This is a genomic window from Paenibacillus sp. FSL R5-0519 (genome assembly GCF_037974275.1).
Lineage (GTDB): Bacteria > Bacillota > Bacilli > Paenibacillales > Paenibacillaceae > Paenibacillus.
Genome location: NZ_CP150234.1, coordinates 3,528,786 through 3,548,196 on the forward strand (window position 1 = coordinate 3,528,786; position 19,411 = coordinate 3,548,196).

General features: G+C 45.0%; 19 protein-coding genes and 1 riboswitch. Of the genes, 1 reads left to right on the top strand and 18 read right to left on the bottom strand.

Annotated features, from left to right (window positions below):
- Nucleotides 1-38: 38 nt before the first annotated feature.
- Nucleotides 39-464: a MaoC family dehydratase gene (locus tag MKY73_RS15855; protein ID WP_339302550.1), complete on the top strand. Its 426-nt coding sequence runs from the start codon at nucleotides 39-41 to the stop codon at nucleotides 462-464.
- 77 nt (nucleotides 465-541) lie between these two features.
- Here MKY73_RS15855 and MKY73_RS15860 read toward each other — a convergent pair whose 3' ends face one another.
- The 18 genes from MKY73_RS15860 to MKY73_RS15945 form a co-directional block, all read right to left on the bottom strand.
- Complete coding sequence (locus MKY73_RS15860) at nucleotides 542-1,732, bottom strand: PLP-dependent aminotransferase family protein (RefSeq protein WP_339302551.1); 1,191 nt, start codon at nucleotides 1,730-1,732, stop codon at nucleotides 542-544.
- Between the two features lie 179 nt (nucleotides 1,733-1,911).
- Complete coding sequence (locus MKY73_RS15865) at nucleotides 1,912-3,060, bottom strand: NAD(P)/FAD-dependent oxidoreductase (protein WP_339302552.1); 1,149 nt, start codon at nucleotides 3,058-3,060, stop codon at nucleotides 1,912-1,914.
- Between the two features lie 6 nt (nucleotides 3,061-3,066).
- Nucleotides 3,067-3,786 carry a methyltransferase domain-containing protein gene (locus MKY73_RS15870; protein WP_339242496.1) on the bottom strand — a complete coding sequence of 240 codons (720 nt, stop codon included), beginning with the start codon at nucleotides 3,784-3,786 and terminating at the stop codon, nucleotides 3,067-3,069.
- Entirely contained in the window at nucleotides 3,773-4,930 is a 1,158-nt protein-coding gene (locus MKY73_RS15875) for a type III polyketide synthase (protein WP_339302553.1), read from the bottom strand. The genes MKY73_RS15870 and MKY73_RS15875 overlap by 14 nt, the downstream gene beginning before the upstream one ends.
- Nucleotides 4,931-5,196: 266 nt before the next feature.
- The gene (locus tag MKY73_RS15880; RefSeq protein WP_339302554.1) at nucleotides 5,197-6,081 is read right to left on the bottom strand and encodes an alpha/beta hydrolase; all 885 of its coding nucleotides are present in this window, start codon (nucleotides 6,079-6,081) and stop codon (nucleotides 5,197-5,199) included.
- A gap of 171 nt (nucleotides 6,082-6,252) precedes the next feature.
- Nucleotides 6,253-6,942, bottom strand: coding sequence for a hypothetical protein (locus tag MKY73_RS15885; RefSeq protein ID WP_339261034.1), 690 nt, complete (start codon nucleotides 6,940-6,942; stop codon nucleotides 6,253-6,255).
- Between the two features lie 56 nt (nucleotides 6,943-6,998).
- Nucleotides 6,999-7,355 carry an MmcQ/YjbR family DNA-binding protein gene (locus tag MKY73_RS15890; protein ID WP_339302555.1) on the bottom strand — a complete coding sequence of 119 codons (357 nt, stop codon included), beginning with the start codon at nucleotides 7,353-7,355 and terminating at the stop codon, nucleotides 6,999-7,001.
- A 136-nt stretch (nucleotides 7,356-7,491) separates the two neighbouring features.
- A complete protein-coding gene (locus MKY73_RS15895) occupies nucleotides 7,492-8,919 on the bottom strand; it encodes a DEAD/DEAH box helicase (RefSeq protein WP_339302557.1) in 1,428 nt (475 codons plus the stop codon).
- A gap of 116 nt (nucleotides 8,920-9,035) precedes the next feature.
- Nucleotides 9,036-9,350: a multidrug efflux SMR transporter gene (locus tag MKY73_RS15900; RefSeq protein WP_339302558.1), complete on the bottom strand. Its 315-nt coding sequence runs from the start codon at nucleotides 9,348-9,350 to the stop codon at nucleotides 9,036-9,038.
- Entirely contained in the window at nucleotides 9,350-9,688 is a 339-nt protein-coding gene (locus tag MKY73_RS15905; RefSeq protein ID WP_339302559.1) for a multidrug efflux SMR transporter, read from the bottom strand. The genes MKY73_RS15900 and MKY73_RS15905 overlap by 1 nt, the downstream gene beginning before the upstream one ends.
- Before the next feature lie 103 nt (nucleotides 9,689-9,791).
- Nucleotides 9,792-9,892: riboswitch (guanidine-I (ykkC/yxkD leader) on the bottom strand.
- 71 nt (nucleotides 9,893-9,963) lie between these two features.
- Nucleotides 9,964-10,593 carry a pentapeptide repeat-containing protein gene (locus tag MKY73_RS15910; protein WP_339302560.1) on the bottom strand — a complete coding sequence of 210 codons (630 nt, stop codon included), beginning with the start codon at nucleotides 10,591-10,593 and terminating at the stop codon, nucleotides 9,964-9,966.
- 11 nt (nucleotides 10,594-10,604) lie between these two features.
- Nucleotides 10,605-11,369: a class I SAM-dependent methyltransferase gene (locus MKY73_RS15915; protein WP_339302561.1), complete on the bottom strand. Its 765-nt coding sequence runs from the start codon at nucleotides 11,367-11,369 to the stop codon at nucleotides 10,605-10,607.
- Nucleotides 11,370-11,508: 139 nt separating this feature from the next.
- A complete protein-coding gene (locus MKY73_RS15920; protein ID WP_339302562.1) occupies nucleotides 11,509-12,588 on the bottom strand; it encodes a low specificity L-threonine aldolase in 1,080 nt (359 codons plus the stop codon).
- A complete protein-coding gene (locus tag MKY73_RS15925; protein WP_339302563.1) occupies nucleotides 12,585-13,007 on the bottom strand; it encodes a MarR family winged helix-turn-helix transcriptional regulator in 423 nt (140 codons plus the stop codon). Before MKY73_RS15925 ends, MKY73_RS15920 begins: the two co-directional genes overlap by 4 nt.
- Nucleotides 13,008-13,431: 424 nt before the next feature.
- Nucleotides 13,432-15,150, bottom strand: coding sequence for an ABC transporter ATP-binding protein (locus MKY73_RS15930; protein ID WP_339302564.1), 1,719 nt, complete (start codon nucleotides 15,148-15,150; stop codon nucleotides 13,432-13,434).
- Between the two features lie 2 nt (nucleotides 15,151-15,152).
- On the bottom strand, nucleotides 15,153-15,530 hold the full coding sequence (locus MKY73_RS15935) for a hypothetical protein (RefSeq protein WP_339302565.1): 378 nt from the start codon (nucleotides 15,528-15,530) through the stop codon (nucleotides 15,153-15,155).
- 223 nt (nucleotides 15,531-15,753) lie between these two features.
- A complete protein-coding gene (locus tag MKY73_RS15940) occupies nucleotides 15,754-17,841 on the bottom strand; it encodes a serine hydrolase domain-containing protein (RefSeq protein ID WP_339302566.1) in 2,088 nt (695 codons plus the stop codon).
- A gap of 23 nt (nucleotides 17,842-17,864) precedes the next feature.
- Nucleotides 17,865-19,319 carry an alpha/beta fold hydrolase gene (locus MKY73_RS15945; protein WP_339302567.1) on the bottom strand — a complete coding sequence of 485 codons (1,455 nt, stop codon included), beginning with the start codon at nucleotides 19,317-19,319 and terminating at the stop codon, nucleotides 17,865-17,867.
- Nucleotides 19,320-19,411: the final 92 nt, after the last annotated feature.

Sequence of the window (19,411 nt, forward strand, 5' to 3'; positions counted from 1 at the left end):
GACTACGATAAACATATTAAAGAAACCGAGGTGCCTTCATGAGATTCAGTGAATATGTAATAGGTCAGCGCTACGAAACCACATCCTTGGCATTGTCCAAGAACGATATTATGGAGTTTGCCACGATCTATGATCCACAGTACATGCATTTGGATGAGGAGAAGGCCAAGCAAGGCCGCTTTGGCAGCATCATTGCTTCTGGCATGCAAACGATGAATATCTCTTTTAAATTATGGATTGAGGTCGGGGTCTATGGAGAACATGTCGTGGCAGGAACCGGAATGAATAACATTCAATTTCTGAAGCCGGTCTTTCCGGATGATGAACTTCATGTCATTGCAGAAGTTATTGGACTAAAGCCCCGACGAAAAGGTAATGGGATTGTTACCGTGCTGCTGAATACTTTTAATCAGAAGAATCAAAAAGTTTTTCAAGCAGAATTAAGTGCATTAATTGATAATTAAGGGCTGTGAAAGGCCAAAAAGAAGCCGCCCATTGGCGACTTCTCATGGATGTATTGCTTTTTACTTTTTATGCAATATTAAGCGTTGTAGCCCTTCAATACTTGCCCCAAAATCTCTACACCCTTGATAATCTGTTCGTCTGACGGGGTTGAGAAATTAAGTCTGATGGCATTACAAGGGTCTTGCTCGTTCACCAGGAATGCATTTCCCGGTACAACCGCAACCCCTTGAGCTGCCGCTGTCTTGGCATAATCAAGCATCGGCACATGTGCTGGCAGGTCACACCAGAGGAACAGTCCACCATCCGGTTGAGTATAGGTAACGGACTCACCCATATGCTCTTGCAGCTTGTCCATCATCAATGTAGCTTTTCTCCGATATACCTCACGAATGCTGTTAATATGCCCCGCGTAATCATACTCTGTCATGAACTTGTATGCCAGAATCTGTGGGAGCATGGCGGTATGTACGTCTTCTCCCTGTTTGGCAACAACCATCTTCTCCACCACTTCATGTGGCGCTTGTACAAAACCGACACGTAGTCCCGCCGACAAAATTTTGGAGAATGATCCAACATAGATGACCAGACCCTCATCATCCATAGACTTGATGGTTGGCACATCGTCTCCATTGAATCGAAGTTCTCCGTACGGATTATCTTCCAAAATCATGACGCCATACTTCTTAGCCAACTCGTATATGGCCTTACGTTTCGCTAGACTTGTCGTTACACCAGTAGGATTCTGAAAACTTGGGATCACATAGATCATTTTCACATTGGGCTCCGTTTGCAGCGCCTGTTCCAGCTTCTCGATATCCATGCCGTCCATCTCCATCGGAACACCCGCAAGTTTCGCACCGGATGCCCGGAAGGAGTTCAGGGAACCGATAAAGCTCGGACTCTCACAGATAATCGTGTCCCCTTCATTACAAAACACTTTACAGGCAAGTTCAATCCCCTGCTGCGCTCCAGATACAATGAACAATTGATCGGATGACTTACCCGTATCAAAACCTGTCTTCAAATGTTGCGTTAATGCTTCCCTGAGGGGAACATATCCTTCGGTAATTCCATATTGCAGAGCTGTGACCGGGTCTTGCTCCAGAATGGTTTGGGTGAACGTGCGAATCGCTTCAATGGGAAAGGTTTCCGGTGCGGGGTTTCCCGCAGAAAAGGGAATCACATTTTGTCCCGAGGAAGCTTTCAGAATCTCGCGAATAATGGATGGTTGCAGTGCTGCGATACGATTGGAAAATGAATAGTTCATCTTAAATAGTGCCTCCCGACATTTCATCTGACTTAGTTCTCTATCGTTACATTAGATTCTATTATACGAGCATTTGCCGAATTTCCAAACTCTCTCCACAAAATTATATGTATACACCAAAAAAAGAGGCCGCCGTCAGCAACCTCTTTTATATAAATATTGAGCAAAGTTTCAATGAATTAGCGCGCTGCGTTCATCTCGGATAACCGTGTGGCCTTCACGACATAAGCAGCTAAACCGGGGATCATCCGAACCAGACCAGGATAGAATTTATTGGTTTTGGCAAAAGCCAGCTTTTGAATTCTTCTTGCGCGTCTGAGCAATTGGGTGAATTCACGGCTTGCTTCCAGCGTGTAATTACTCTGCCAATCGGCATGTTCAATGTCGCCTTGCAGGTACTTGTCGGTCCACCTTGCACACAGGAGTGAGGAGCGAAGGGCAATGGACATCCCATCTCCACATAAAGGCGGGATCATCAGCATGGCATCTCCAATATGCGGATATTGGGACCACGGTTCAGGAACATTGGACAGATGCAGAGGCGCAATCGACACTTGCGTTCCGTCAACAGGCTCTCCTTCGGCTAAACGGGCTGCCAAACTGACGTTCTTCAGGGATGCCGACTGTAAAATATCGTTTACAGACTTGCCGCTTCCCTGTACGGTATCCAGTGTCAACAATGCGGCGACATTCACATTGCCATTTTCAATGGGGGAAATCCCCACATAACCACCCTCGCAAAAATATAACTCGACCCGTGCAGGAATCTCAATTCCGCTGAAGTGGGATTTAACCCCAACATATACGGTTTGGTCCCGCAGATCAGGTGCGGAAGCCATCCCACGCGGCTTCTTGGTACCATGTGCTCCGATGACGGCTTTGGCTCTGTAGCTCATCCGCTCATCTCCCTGTTTCACCTGAACCTCATAACTGGCATCCTCAAGCTGCTCAATACTCGTTACGGTCGCTTTGGTAACAATCTGGGCTCCGGCTGCGAGAGCCTTCTGATGCAAAATCTGGTCCAGCTCATATCGACTTATGCCATATGCAAATCCCGGCAGTGGTGCTTCAATCACTCCACCTTGTGGCATAACAATTTTGGCATGATCCATGGTGCTGGGTTTCTTCGTCTGGTCCAGAAGGTGAATGTCCAGAACCTCCAGCATTTCCTTGGTTTCGGGTGACATGAACTCACCACAGGTTTTGTGTCGAGGGAACTCTTGGCGATCCAGCAAAAGGGTTCGATGACCTTTTCCTGCCAGTTGCATTGCACACGTACTACCGGCAATCCCGGCTCCGATGACAATCACATCTATCGAATTCGTCACGTCAGATCACCTGCCCTTTGTGGGAATAACAACAGAGTAACGGAACAAAGGCTTCCATTCATAAGTCATCGTATCATGATTTAGCCGTTGTTTAAGTTCCTTCCAATCCCTGCCTGTAAAGCCTTTGGCTACGGACAGAGGGCCATCATGACGAATGTACCGATTGCGCGAAATCATTCGTGTTGTAATCCAGACGGCTTTATAGGACACGGAATGGCGGTGAATATCGTTAATGACGACACCATATCTCGATGCTCGCAGCATATGAGAAACCATATCAACCAACTGATCTCCGTCAAAATGATGCACAAACTGGGAACCTGTCACAATATCTGCTGAAGCATCCGGCAGTTGTGTAAGATCGGCACGTTGTACCCTGACTCGGGGTTCGTCACGGAATAGTTGTCTTGCTTCCTCACACGCCTCTTCCGTCAGATCAACCAATGTAATTTCCAACTGAATGCCCTGACGGTCCGCCCATTGCAGCAGTTTCTGGTTCACATCCCCTGAACCTGCCCCCACATCCAGAAGAGACAGTTTATCTGGCCTGCCGACAGAGTTCCATAACTTCTCTACACCAGCCAGCGTTGGGCCGGGTGCCGCGAATATTTTGTTAAGACGTCTCAGATGTCTGAGTGCTTCACGCAGCTCCTCCCCTCCCATAGAGAAGTCATCCATCAGTTCCTCTTCCTTGGCCCGAATGGACAATGTTCTAAAGAAGGACATGTTCGTGATCCTCCATCACTGAAGATAATGAGCGTACATATGTGAATTTCATCAATTCCGCGGTGAGTCCCGGTCCAAATGCCATCGCTACCCCATCTATCGAGGATTGACCCTGCACCTTCATGTCCTCACGCATCGCATTCAGTACAAACAGGATCGTGTTGGAAGACAGGTTACCATACGTTCTAAGGATCTCCCTGCTGTACTTTGTTTGTTCATCTCTCAGCTTCATTACATTCTGCACAGTGTCCACAATCCCGCGTCCTCCCGGATGAATGGCCCACAGTTCAGGAAGCTCTTCACTTGGCAATAAGAGACGAAGTTCCTCTTCCAGATGAACACCAAGCAGCTTCGGAATACGAGGTGATAGATAAAGGTCGTACCCTAGGTTCCCAACCTCCCAGGTCATATCTTCAGTTGAATCCGGAAGAAGCACAGAATAACCCGTACCCAGGCTCAGAATATTTTTGTGCTGAGGTTCTGGTGTGCCCACTATGCAAGAAGAAGCTGCATCTCCGAAGAATGAAGCCGCAAATAGCGCTTCCCGATCTTGCACCGGCTGAAAATGTATTGTGCACAACTCTACACAAACAATAAGCACCTGTGATCCCGGTGCACCCTGCACGACATCTCGTGCCATCTGAATGGCTTTCAACCCTGCGGCACAGCCCTGAAAGATCAACGGCAGTCGGTTAACACGGTCAGACAGACCCAAGTGACGGATGAGCATAACATCAAGACCTGGCAGATATTGACCGGTGCAACTGACGGTGATGATATGCGTGATGCTCTTGGGAGATACACCTGAATCCGAGAGGGCTTTCTCTGCCGCCTCGATTCCGAGCGGAAGCGCCTCTCGCTTGTAAGTATTCATTCTTTCTTCAGTTGTCGGGATGTCAGATCTCTCACCAGAGGGCAGATAACGGCATTCTTCCAGTGAGCCCAGATAACTCGGTTCTACGGTATATCGAGTTTCAACACCACAGGACTTGAATATTCGCCTGGCAAACCGGGCCAAATCCGGCCGATCCTGAAGAGAAGAAGCAATTAGTTCCGCAATATCTGACTGCGCTACGGGGTGAGCAGGGAGAGCCGTTCCCATGCCAAGAATGGCGATATCGGATGGACTGTTGTATGGGTTCATAATAAACCTCCTGGTATTGGTTATTATTTCCTCTAATTAACACTCTTACCCTTAAAGATATCGTTATAATCTCAAGACGGCTCCTAATCCAGTTTATTAACACATCTGCAAGATCAGAAGCTTGGTTTCACCAAGCAATTGAGCAATCACGCCAAAGAACTCAAAAAAAGCCGCCATTAGGCGACTTTAAGGTAACTTTTTATACAACTTGCTCAAATGATATCTAACCACTTCCCAGTTCTTTCTGCACGTCATTCTAATGTACTTTATTTGGAAAATGCTTCTCTGATCTTGTCACTCATCCGATACCAGGCATCCTCAGCCATCTGGAGATCGCCAAAATGTGTAAATCCATGAGCAGCTCCTTTATACTCCTTATGGGTCACCTTCACACCGCTTTCTTCCAGCCTTGCTGCGTATGTTCTTGCTTCTTGCGCCAGTGAATCTTTCTCCGCCGTAATGATCAACGCTTCCGGGAGACCCTGCAATGATGTCGCAAGCACAGGCGACGCTAACGGATCATGCGCATCTTCTGGGGTTTCAAGGTACATCGCGTTGAACGTTCTGGCGATATCAGCAGGAATGGCTTCTTCATAACTCGGTTTCTCGGCCGGATCTGTAGCTATATCCAACACGGCATAATCGATAACCTGAAGCACAATCGGCAGCTCGCTACCACGTTGCTGATTCAGCAAACACACTGCTGCTGCAAGATTCCCCCCTGCACTATGCCCACCAATGGCGAATAGAGACGGGTTCGCTGAGAAGGATTCCGGGTTGTCGTGGACCCACTTTACAACGTCGTAACATTCATGGACTGCGGTTGGAAATTTGTGCTCTGGTGCAAGACGGTAATTAATATTCACGACCACACAATCAGCACGATCAGCGATCAGACGACACCACGGATCATCCATCTCTGCTTGTCCGAGGATGAAACCACCCCCATGCATATTGAAGAAAACCGGCAGAGGTGCGGAATGATCCCGATCCGGTGTATACACAAGTACACGCGTATCACCTTTCGTCGTAGGAATCATAACTTCTTCTACGGTGACGGCATACGTGGAACTGGGTTGAAAAGATGCATCTGTACCGACGACATTTTGACGCATTTGTTGTACCATGGCCAGTTGTTGTTGTTGATCCATAGATATCACTCCTTATTTGCATTAAGAATGAATCCGACAATCGGAAATTTGAATCATTCATTCTCCAATGAATTCAAGACAGTGATGTAATTTTCCTCCCTCACTGTCGTTGCCAGTCCACCTTCCGTTGTGACAGCATGTTCATGCGAGATATCAAGCTCCCCCAGTTTCTCACTGTTCGTTGGATGCGCTCTCCTGCTCCATACTTGACTGCTTTGTCTTGTGGAACATCATCCAGACCCCCATCAGACAAAATAAAACGCTGCACCCCATGCCAAACACGCTGCTGGTTTTTAAAGCGAGAGGTGAGGCTTGCATGGTAAGTAGTGTCGCTTGTGTCACGACGATGGATACCATGGCATCGGTGAAGTTAATCATTTTCAATGTAGATATAATTGGGTTATGTAGATGACGATTAGCCCAGGTACCATACACGGCAAAAGCAAGTTTGGTAAAAGCGACTATAGCTACAATATATACAATAAGTCCGCTATATATAAAGGCATCACCGATCAGATACATTCGCAGACAGACGATCGAATAGGATACGCCCAGAAAACATAGAAAAAGACCTCCGCGTTTATACACCGCGAGCTCCAAAGAATATCTTTCTTGGGGAGACACCATACCTTTGGCAACTTTATATTGATGAAGCACCTGGCCTTTGGCTATACACAGAATCAAATAATACACTGCATTTGTGATGAACCATCCGGAAAGGAGATAGATCCCCAAGACTAGCTTGCCTATCCCAATCCAGGCATTGATAACAAGGGATGCAACGTTGAACAAGGCCGTTCGATCTTGCTTATTTCCAAGATAACGGTCCCATATGGGCTTCAAGTATGTCTTCATTTTCATAAGATATTCATTCTACTAGGCGAGCAGACCATCGGCATTGATATGAGCGAAATGCCTCACGATTCGGCCAGAGATTCCCGAACCCTTTTTGGAAGGGATTGGATAACCATATCATACGAGTGATCGATCATGACGTAGACATCCTCATCTGACAAGGAGCCATCCAACGTAATGGTATTCCAGTGTTTTTTGTTCATATGATATCCTGGTTGAACAGCTTCATGCTGCTCTCTCAGATTCTCTGCAATAATCGGGTCACATTTTAAGTTCAAGCGACAGTTCTTTTTTTTGTTTTCAAAAATAAGCGCGAACATCTTACCCGCAACCTTGATCGCGACTGGATCAGGTCCAAATGGATAATCCTTGGTCGCTCCATTCTTGTTCAAACAGTACTTAATTATCGTATCCTTCAAGTCAGTACCTCCCTTTTACCCGTGAACGATATAATGATATCGAATGTAAGTTCGTATGTAAATAAGCTTTCTGTACATACATAATAAAACCTCCTCCATATGAATGAAGAAGGTTTTATCTGCGTTTATTTAGGTCTTAATTGGCTCTATCATTCCTTGTTTTGCTGCTGCGGCTGAATGAACCATTATTTGATTTACTGCTACTACTGTTCGATCGACTGCTACTGCTGTTAGAACGATTGCTATTGGATCTACCGTCGTTAGAACGGCTACTGGTCGTTTTGCCACTCTTGGCAAACCACTCGGATTTGGGCTTGCGTGCCGGGTTCGCCTTGGATTTGGCTGGTTTGCCCGCAGCTGATTTGTTGAACGCAGGTTTACTGCCCGATGGTTTGCTGGTTTTCTCAAACACAGGTACACCTGTCATCGGATATGGATGACCTTTAACTTCAGGAATCGTCTTCTTGATTACTTTCTCGATATCCTTCAGGAATGGTAGTTCATCCTTCTCACAGAATGAGATGGCCATCCCGCTTTTCCCTGCTCGACCTGTACGTCCAATACGGTGAACATACGTTTCCGGAATGTTAGGCAGGTTAAAATTAATGACATGTGACAGTTCCTCCACATCAATTCCTCTTGCTGCGATATCCGTCGCCACCAGTACTCGCGTAGCCCCACTCTTGAAATTGTTCAGTGCCCGCTGGCGCTCGTTCTGAGACTTGTTGCCATGAATGGCTTGTGCCGTAACATTCACTTTGGCCAAATCACGTGTAACCCGGTCAGCGCCGCGCTTCGTGCGTGTGAACACCAATGCCGTGACGATGGATTTATCCTCTAGGATCTGATTCAACATCTGCTGCTTTTTACCATTCTCCAGCAAATATATAGACTGCTCAATGCGGTCTACTGTTGAAGATACGGGTGTGATTTCGACTTTGACTGGATCAACCAGTAAAGTTTTAACCATCTTGGTGATTTCAGGAGGCATGGTAGCTGAGAAGAACAGCGTTTGCTTCTTGTTCGGCATCTTGGCGATAATTCTTTTTACATCATGAATAAAGCCCATGTCCAACATCCGGTCTGCTTCATCCAGAACGAGAATCTCAACCATCTTCAGATCAATACGTTTCTGGTTAATGAGATCGTTCAATCTGCCAGGTGTTGCGATAATAATATCTGCACCTTGATTCAGCGCCCGCTCTTGCACTTTTTGCGAAACACCACCAACGATAGCCGTACAACGGATGTCCGTATACCGACTATATACTTTGATATTATCGGCGATCTGAATTGCCAGCTCTCTTGTTGGTGTCAAAATCAATGAACGAATATGTCGAGCGGACTTTGATCCTTGTCCTTTGGATCTTTCGCTTAATAATTGAATGATCGGCACCGAAAATGCTGCCGTCTTGCCTGTTCCGGTCTGTGCACATCCCAGCAAGTCTCTGCCAGCCAATACAGCTGGAATGGCCTGTTCCTGGATAGGCGTAGGATTAGTATAGTTTGCTTTGCTTAACCCTTCCATAATAGAGGGAATAATATTTAGGTCCTTAAATGTCATGTTATCTCCTTCATTTACGCACATCTATCAATAAGACGCATCTTTTATTTCACACGTAACGTATAAGGATAACATTAAAAACGCAATCTGTACATTATCTTTTTAATTCCACTTATTTAACTAACCAATTTAAGACCGACTGCCGATCCGAGCACCATACCGATAAACAGAATTCTTAGGGCATTTCGGGGTTCTCCGTAAAACACCATGCCCAGAATGGCACCGCCGGAGGCTCCGATTCCCGTCCATACCGCATATGCTGTCCCCATCGGAAGAGTTTCCATTGCAAGGGACAGGAACAAGAAGCTTAAACCAAACCCCGCTATTAATAGAACCAGTGAAATGAAATTACGGTTTTTGTGCAACTTGTTTATCATCAGCACACCGATCATCTCAAATACCCCTGCCAAGATAAGAAATACCCAGTTCATTATAGTTGCACCTCCTTATTCTTCTCTTTGCTTAACATTTTAAGACCAATGACGCCCAGTAAAAGTGTACCAATGAGTATCATTTTTCCGGTTTGTACATGTGCATTAAACAAAAGAATCTCTGCAAGTACCGTTCCAGCGGTACCAAGGCCAACAAATACTGCATATACGGTTCCTACTGGCAGGGTACGAGAAGATGTAATCATTAAGCTGAAACTGATCATAATGGCAACCAGGGTAAGGCCCCATTCCAGCACGCTACTGGCATGTTTTAATCCAATGACCCAACCCACTTCAAACAAAGCAGCAATCACAACTGACATCCACGTTTTATTCATACCTGTAACACTCCTTCTCTTCTACATATTTTGCACAACCCTTAAGGGCGTTCATTAGGAAAAAACAAAAAAAGCCCGGGAAACAAACTGCATATCGCAGTTCATCTCCCAGGCTTTTATCCCTCCGTGGCACAACCAACAGGTTGCGGGTTTTCTCTCGGACCAGACCGACACATACGTCGCGGAACCCTAGAAAACCTAGTTTTTATTCTAATGTGTCTCCAATTATACACACTTCTACTATCTTGGCAACCCCGATCCTATGATCATTCTATTTATTTAATAACGATGCCCATTAATCCTACAAATGTAGCGGCTTGATGTGGTGAAATCACACAACCGTTGAGGTCTTCCATGGTTAACACCAAGGAGTCAAATTGGCAATCGCTAAGATCCAAATCTTTCATTTTGGTCCCCGTTAAGGAAGCTTGGTCGATATTACATTGAGTGAACTCCATCTTCTGAAGAGCTAGATAGGCAAAGTCCGCACCAATCAAGGTACATTCCGAGAAGGAGACCTGTTTCAGATGGGCAAAACGGAAATTGCTGTAATCCCCTAGACCATGAAAAAAACTGACATTTTGCAAGCGACTATTGGAAAAATCCGTTCCGACAAACTTGCAGTTATGCCATTCGATCCGGTGCATGAAGGCACCAGCAAGATTGACATTGGAGAAGTCGCAGTGTTCGAACCGGACATCCGTGAATTCGAATTGTTCCAAGGCAGACTCCGAGATCGTCACATGTCTAAATACAACATTTTCAAAGGAAACCTTACTCGCTTCCTGTTGATCCAAAGTCATGTTCTCAATCAGTTTGTGTTTATACTCCATTTTGGATTCAAGAAAACCAATCGTTTCCGGTTCGAGCAACTGCTCCTGAAGCTTGGGTTTGTCCACTTTCATACCGTATTCCCCTATTCCTTCATGGCTACCACTCGCAGTCGGCTTCTGTCCAAATACCATTGTCCATCCCGCATCAGTTGTGGCTGTACTTTTTTCTCTACAGCCTCCATAATAACATCTTGTTCCTCAGGTGCGATACCACTGAATAAATACTCCGCGAAGCTGTCCAACCACTTTCTGGCTCCTGGCTTGAACGGAGTAAATTGGTCAACATGCTGGACGAGACTAACTCGAAATCCGTTTTGCTCCAGAAGATTAGCATATTTGCCAATGGTAGGGTGATACCATGGATTCCGGCCTTCCCATTCGTATCCACGGGAATGCAGTTCTTCCCGTACCGCTGCTATTAAAATAGCCGTATTGCCACTTCCGGCAAACTCTGCCACGAATCGTCCGCCCGTCTTAAGCGCTAAGTATATGGATTGCACTACAGCTGGGGCATCCTTTATCCAATGCAGAACGGCATGAGAGAAGACCGCATCAAACGGCTCTTCAGACCGATAATGACAGGCATTAGCGACTTGAATATTCATATCAGGATATTTCTGTTTAGCTTGCCTAATTGTCTCCTTCGAAAAATCAATGCCTGTTGTCAGCGCTCCTGCGGCTGCAATTTTGGCTGTCAGATCCCCATTCCCGCAACCCACATCAAGGATTCGTTCTCCATGGGACGGCTGAAGCAAGGATAAGATCGGTGTTTCCTGTAACGCTGTAAAAGGAGCAGAATGACCACTCCACGATTCGTTCGTTTGACCGGATAAATGTCCGTTATTCATAGAATACAATCTCCTCCTCAATTAAGGATATATTATATCTATAATAGCTTTAATATAAGAGAACTGTCAATTCACGAAAAACATACGAAAAAGGACAACCTGTCGCGGTTGTCCTTAATTAACATTAATATTTGCAAAGTTATACCAATACTTCGAGTCGTTGTTCAATCCGAGTCTCTTCATGCAATAATTGAGCAATATCACGAGTCAGTGCATCCACATTCTCCTGCCGGGTTGCCCAACTGGTACAAAAGCGCACCGCACTGTGTGTATCGTCAACCTTTTCCCAGAAGGAGAAGGTATAATCATTCCGTAATTTCTCAAGCAAAAGATTAGGCAGAATCGGAAACTGCTGGTTGGTTGGTGAGTCATACAGGAAGCGTACTCCCTGCTGTTCGAGTGAATCATGAATTCTCAACGCCATATCCACGGCATGACGGGAAATTTCAAGATACAGACCGTCTTCGAACAAGGTTTCGAATTGAATCCCCAGCAATCTGCCTTTGGCAAGCAGGCCACCTTTTTGTTTGATCATATAACGAAAATCTGGTTTGAGCGCATCATTCAGGATAACGACCGCTTCTCCCATCAACGCCCCAATCTTGGTTCCGCCGATGTAAAATACATCGCACAAGCGCGCAAGATCAGCAAGTGTCATATCGCAATTACGGGAGGCAAGTGCATATCCAAGGCGTGCTCCATCCACGAAAAATGGCAGACCACATGCTCTGCTGACTGCGTGCAATGCTTGCAATTCTGCTTTGCTGTACATCGTTCCGTTCTCCGTTGGCTGAGATATATAGACCATACCTGGCTGTACACAATGTTCCGGTGAAGACTCGTTCATGTGCGCATCATAGACTACTCTAACCTGTTCAGGCGTGATCTTTCCGTCATCGCTTGGAACCGTGAGTACCTTATGGCCCGTTGCTTCGATAGCCCCAGTCTCATGAACCGCAATGTGTCCCGAGGTCGCTGCTATCACACCTTGATATGGACGCAAAATAGAGGCAATCACCGTTGTATTCGTCTGTGTACCGCCAACCAAAAAATGAACATCAGCCTGTTCGTTGTCACAAGCCTGACGAATAAGCATTCTCGCGCGTTCGCAATGTTCATCCGTGCCGTACCCGCTTGTCTGTTCCATGTTGGTTTCCATCAATTTTTGTAAAATGCGTTCATGCGCACCTTCGTTATAGTCACATTCAAATCGTATCATCGTGCTGTCTCTCCTGCCTTCTTGTTCAACTTCTCTTGTATGTTCATCATGGAGGTGTATACCTCTTGAATCTCTTCTTCATTGAGTTCTTGCATTAATTTCAGAATCTGTTGATTGGATCGATCATTCAGTTGGGCATACAGCTCCTCACCCTTGGCTGTCAGACGAATCAGACTGACCCGGCTGTCGGCTGCAGAATCCACTTTCACCAGCAGACCTTCCTTGGTCAGCTTGTTCACAATGCGGCTCATATAACTGCGATCAATGGTCAGTGTATCCACCAGATTGTTCGCGATGCTCTCTCCCCGAATTCCAATCTCGATAATGACCCGTACTTCAGCAAAGGAATACCCTGTTCCGAGAATATGCTTGTCGAGTACACCAAGTATGTTGGTATAAAAACGGTTAAAACGTCGCATGTCAGCCAGAATATCTGGATTTATGTACTGAGAGTCGATGTCAAACCCTCCTTTTTAGTGGACATTGTCAACATTATAATAATCAGGTTAGTGGACGTTGTCAACATTATTTTTTCCTTAGTATTTCACAGCCTCATTTTTAATCCAAACCAAAAAGCCGCGCATATGCGCGGCCAAGGTTTGTTTGATTTAGATACTGATTTAGATACTTAGTCAGCTGCTTAAGTTTCTATATAAATTGAACTAAACATTTACACAAAACGGAGAGGACAGAAAAAACCTGAAGAAGCGCAGCGCTCGCCTTTATCCCCGGATTTCCCCTTTATAGAAGGAATAAAAAAAATCTGGGGATAACAGCGATCGGAAGGTTGTTCTGTCATCGGAGTGACGAGTGTGAAAATATTTTTTGTTCAATTTATATGGATTAAGAGTGACTATATTGCACCTGATGAAGACGGCTGTATATACCTCCTGCGGCGACCAATTCCTCATGGTTACCCTGTTCAGCGATGCCATCTGTGTTCACTACGATGATTCGATCCGCGTTCTTGATCGTTGTCAATCGGTGTGCGATCACAAGTGTCGTTCTACCCACCGACAATTCAGCGAGTGATTGCTGTATAAGTGCTTCCGTTTCCGTATCCAGTGCAGAGGTTGCCTCATCCAGAATAAGAATGGGTGGATTTTTCAAGAACATACGAGCAATGGATAACCGTTGCTTCTGTCCTCCGGATAGCTTGACTCCACGCTCGCCAATGACCGTATCCATACCGTCCGGCAACGTAAGAATCAATTCCTCCAATGAGGCACGGCGAGCGGCATCCCAGATCTGTTCGTCCGTTGCACTCAGGTCACCATAAGCAATATTCTCCTTAATGGTACCCGAGAACAAAAATACATCCTGTTGAACGATCCCGATATGCTTACGCAGCGATTGAAGCTTAACATCCCGAATGTCCACACCATCTACAGTGATTCGTCCCTCTTCTACCTCATAGAATCGAGGAAGCAGGCTGCAGATGGTTGTCTTACCTGCGCCTGACGGGCCAACAAAAGCAACGGTTTCCCCTGGTCGAACAGTCAGACTGATATCATTCAAGATACGCCGACTGGATTCATATCCAAACGAGACGTTCTCAAAGCGAATATCACCCTTAACACTTTCGAATTCAACGGCGTTTTTGCTATCCGCAATTTCAGGTTCTGTGTCAATGATCTCCAGATACCGCTTGAAACCGGCGATCCCCTTCGGATAACTTTCAATGACAGCGTTGATTTTCTCGATTGGACGGAAGAAGATATTGGACAGAAGCAGGAAGGCCATAAAGTCACCCATATTGATTCTGCCATCGATAAAAAACCAAGCCCCGCTGATCATGACAAACACCGTAACCAGTCGCATCATCATATAACTGACCGAGATACTTTTTGCCATCGTTTTGTAGGCAAGCAGTTTGGTTTTACGGAAATTCTGATTGTCCACGGCAAAAAGTTCTTTCTCATGTTCTTCGTTAGCGAACGATTGCACAACACGCATACCACCAACGTTATCTTCAATGCGCGCATTAAAATTGCCGACGTCTCCGAAAAGTCGCCGATACGTCTTGGTCATGCGACCGCCAAATACGATAATGACCCAAGCCATAATTGGGATAATAATAAAGGTAAGCAGCGCAAGCTCAAGATTAATGTTAGCCATCAGCCAGAACGAACCGATCAGTGTCATTACTGCGATGAATACATCCTCAGGTCCATGGTGAGCGACCTCTCCGATGTCATTCAGATCATTCGTAAGATGACCAATTAAGTGGCCCGTTTTACGATTATCGAAGAACCGGAAAGACAGCTTCTGCAAGTGAGCGAACATCTTCTCACGCATGTTGGTCTCGATGTTAATGCCCAGCATATGTCCCCAATATGTAACTACATAGTTCAATACCGTATTAAGTGCATAGATGGATAACAGCACAATACAGGCAAGCAAAATAAGAGGCCAATCCTGCCCTGGCAACAACTCATTAATGAATTTACTGACGGCAAGCGGGAAAGCCAACTCCAGAAGACCTGCGAGTACAGCACATCCAAAATCAATCAAAAACAGTTTTTTATAGGGACGATAATACGAAAAAAAACGACGAATCATACTTATTCACTCTCACTCTCCAGATTCTTATTGGGACTTACATCTTCATTTTGCAGTTCAAAAAGATGGATATACTCGTCGATGACCTGATCAATGGCTTTCAACTCCCCACTGATCATCGGCCGAATATGTTCATACTCCTCCTGACCAAGTTGTCTGGCGAGTGTTGTTCTTCGATTCTGCATCTGCTCCAGAAATACAAGAATCCGGCCGCGACGGAATGTTTGCGCACCATGGCCCCGTTTCCCCTGATGTTCACCATGTCCTCTGCCACGTCTGGAACGCTCTCCACGTTGCTCATTGTCACTCACATCACGTTTCGGACGTTCACCTTGACTTACAATTCCATCCGATTCTTCAATATGACGATCTCTCATCATGCCACCTCCATTATGTGTATACGTTTGTATACAACATATTCATGCATACGATTGTATACGCAATAAAAAGAGGTGTCAACCTAAATTTTCCATATGGCAGATATACGTGTATATCCGTTTTATCTTATTCTTAACAGAAAAAAAGCCGCATTTTTGCGGCTTTTTGTTCTTCATTGTTCTTGCTCCTTCGAAAATCATCATCCATGTACTACATAAATATTTATTATTTCAATGAAATTTCAAACTTTGAACCCATCTCACCTGCAAATACAATGCGGCCGTTCTCTGGTAAAATAACTTGATTCTTACCGCTGACCACGGTGTGATTAATACAATTACCCTTTTGATCATATACGGCAAAGGCACCATTTGAAGGCAGTTTAACCGTCATGACTTTTCCATTCACCGTTGCTGGCACCGAAAACCATTTGGCATAACCATCTGCTTGAATCGTTGTCACAGATTGTTTACCCGAATAGAGGGATTGTACTGTTTCCTCACTGGCGTACACACTACCTAGAGCTGTAATGTACTCCACTCCGTTCTTTTCAGCGAAATAAATTTCCTTAGCGTCCCGTCCTGCCATACCAGGAATTTGCAGATCCGTGACTGCTTCGTTGGCTCCAATAATCTTACTATTGGTCATATACCCTGGGGTCTCTTCATTCATATGGTAAGAAAGGATTGGTGATGAATGCAGATATACAGTTGATGTGTACTTCTGATTCACTGCGTAATATCTCTTACCTTCACGCTGCTTCCATGAGGCGGTAATATCCTGGGATAATTCATTGGCTTCCAGCTTCTCCGCCGTATATTCGGAGAACGCCAACTGTCCCAGTCCCGGCAATGAAATATAAGATCGAGACCACAGATACGTCCTTCCATTCTGTTCCGTAACGAATTTCAGCTTTTCTGTGCCTTTATGGTTAACAAACGTACCATCCGCGGTATATGTGTATTCTTGAGCCGGGTTATTTGGAGCTGTCAGCGCGGATACAGTCATTTTCCCAGCATTCATTTCGATCTTCTTAACCGAATTATTAGAACCGTATATACCCGCATACGTGGATATTTCTTTAGGCATATCTGCCTTCACTGGCACGCCAAAAGATTTTTCCGGTTTCCGTTCTTTAATAATGCCCTTCTCCTCAAGTGCACTGAGTAATAATTCACTTGCAATGAACTGATCTCTGGCACTCGTTCCTCCTGATGAGTTAACGGCTGCAGCCAGATTGTATCCCGGCAGTACGATTAGAGAGGAGTGATACGATATCGTATCTCCACCTTTCGTCACGGCCTTGATGCCATATTCACTGAATGGGAACAAGTTCACACTATCCCACCCTAGCCCGTAAGAGATAGACGTGTCGCTATCCTCGGGCCACATGCCTCTTTTGTATTCTTCTTGCGCCATGGCTTCTACAGACTTACTGGATAAAATGCCATCGACTTCTCCCGTGAAGATTTGTGAAAATTTCACCAGATCCTCAGCAGTGGAATAGATGCCTCCAGTAGCAATGATATTGTAATTCTCTTGAGGAAGCTGGCCTTCAACCAAAGGAGAATAGATTCCCGCCATTGCTGCTGGGTCAAAGACATCCTGTGGTGTTTTGGTATGTTTCATGTCCAGAGGTTCCGTAAAATAGTGGTGTATAAAAGCTGTAAAGCCCATGCCGCTAACACGTTCTACCATAATCTCGGCCAATGTAAAACTGTCGTTACTATACACCGAGTATGCGCCAGGATCAGCCTTCAAGCGTTGATTCGCCAATTGCTCCAGAAACGTGTCATGTGAATACGTATCGTTATCCCCGTATAATGTGGCATTGCTTCCGGTGCTGCCTAACAGACCCGAGGAATGATTCAACAGCATCCGGGGTGTAATTTGCTTGTATCGGTTATCTTTCATCTTAAAATCAGGTAAATAGTTTACAATTGGCACATCCAAATCGATCTTTCCATCATCAACAAGCTTCATAACAGAAGCTGTAAGAAACATTTTACTTGTTGAGCCGATGCCGTAGATTGTATCTGAAGTAAGCGGTACTTTACCCGCTAGATCGTTCTTGCCCGTTTGACCGGACACCACAATCTCTCCAGCATCGATTAATGCATATTGCACACTGGTCGTACCGTACGTCCCAGTAAGGATCTTCGCTTTCTCCGCTACAATTTTCTTGGTTGGTTCATACGTTAGATGGCTGTTGTTACTCGTAGCTGGTGCGGCCATGACTGACATTGGAGCTAACATCATTAACGCCAGCGTTAAGGCGGTGATTGAAGTTCGTTTTCCCGTTTGTCGTCCCATTCCCATCATCTCCTGAGTTCAAATTAGAGTTCTTTCGGATCTACAAATTTCACCTCTGGGTAGATGTCGCTAGGCCCCTGAATCAGGTTTCCACCCGTTCCTTTCAATTGCTTGTTAAAGAAATCGAGTACATATTGATTGACGATATTTGAACCTCTTTTACCATTGATCTCTCCTGTAATCCCTGACAGTTTAACCAGCTCCGAATAGAATTGAAGATCTGTGAAATTGAAGTGTTGGGTTCCTTCTATATAAATCACATTTCCCCCATGTTCGATAACATTTTTCATAATGTGCAGCTCATCTGAAAGAAATTTAGTTACTTCGTCATCCGAATTTGTATCATTCTCAAAATTGGCTAACCAGTCTTCGAAACTTCCCGATCTGATGAACATAAACGGCTTGTTGATATCATCTCTATTTTCCACTTCATTCAGTGACCCGTCCATATTAACCCCGGCCTTGATTCTATGATCCAAATACGTTACATTAAACGCCGTTGCACCCCCAAAAGAATGCCCCATCGTGCCGACGTTATCTAAATCCATTTTCCCTTTGAATTGACTTTCAATTGCACCAGAATTCAGCTTTTCGATTTCATTAATTACAAACTCCACGTCTTTGGTCCATATATCTCCAATTTCCTTGCGGTCATCTATGGTAGTCATCTTAGTTGTGTATCCCGTTACACTGCCATCCGGAAAAAGGGTAGCAAAGGTGCTGTACGTATGATCGATCGTCACTACGATAAACCCATGACTGGCCAGATTCTCCGCCTGTGATGCTTGTAGAACTCTACTGGTTCCCATACCATGAGATAGCAGTACCACGGGATAAGGAGTTGCAGAAGGTATTATTTCTACATTTTCATAAGAGTTGGTCCGACTATACTTCCAGTAGTCGAGCACAAATTCGGGCAGTTTTAAAGAAGCAGAGAAGCTCTGAATATATTTTTTGAACATTTCTTTATCATTAGGAAACAGCGTGTCACGCTTGTTGTTATTGATATTCTCAGTCGGATACCAGAGTTGGACCATTAACTCCCTCTGATCGGTTTGATCTTCTGTCAAGATCTCGTCTCTGTTCTGATCTGTAAAATGAAAGGTTTGAGTCCCCACTTTCTCAGGACCCTCTGGTTTCGGCAAATCAAAGACAGGTAAGTATACGGAGAAAAGGGTAGAAGCAACAAGCAGAATGACGATTAAGGAAGATAAACTATATTTCAACAGCTTCCCTATTTTCAGATTCACCATCTTGTCGGAATGTCGGAGTAAAACAATGATTATGAATAGAGCTGTCATGATATATACCACAAGCAACTGCCATCGGTATCCCTCAACCAACAATTGAAGTACTAATATAACGCCACTTCCTATACCCATACCCAAGCCTATTTTCTTGGCACTTCTTTTCATAAACAGTAAGTCTGCGAGTAAAGCGAAGCAGGATAGAACTAAAAGTATCTCAAATAATCTCATTTGTATTTCCTCTCTCTCATCACAGCAACGTCCGGATTGACCATGTTGTAGAAACCGCCACACAGGACGGTTTTTCATATTCGTTCATATAG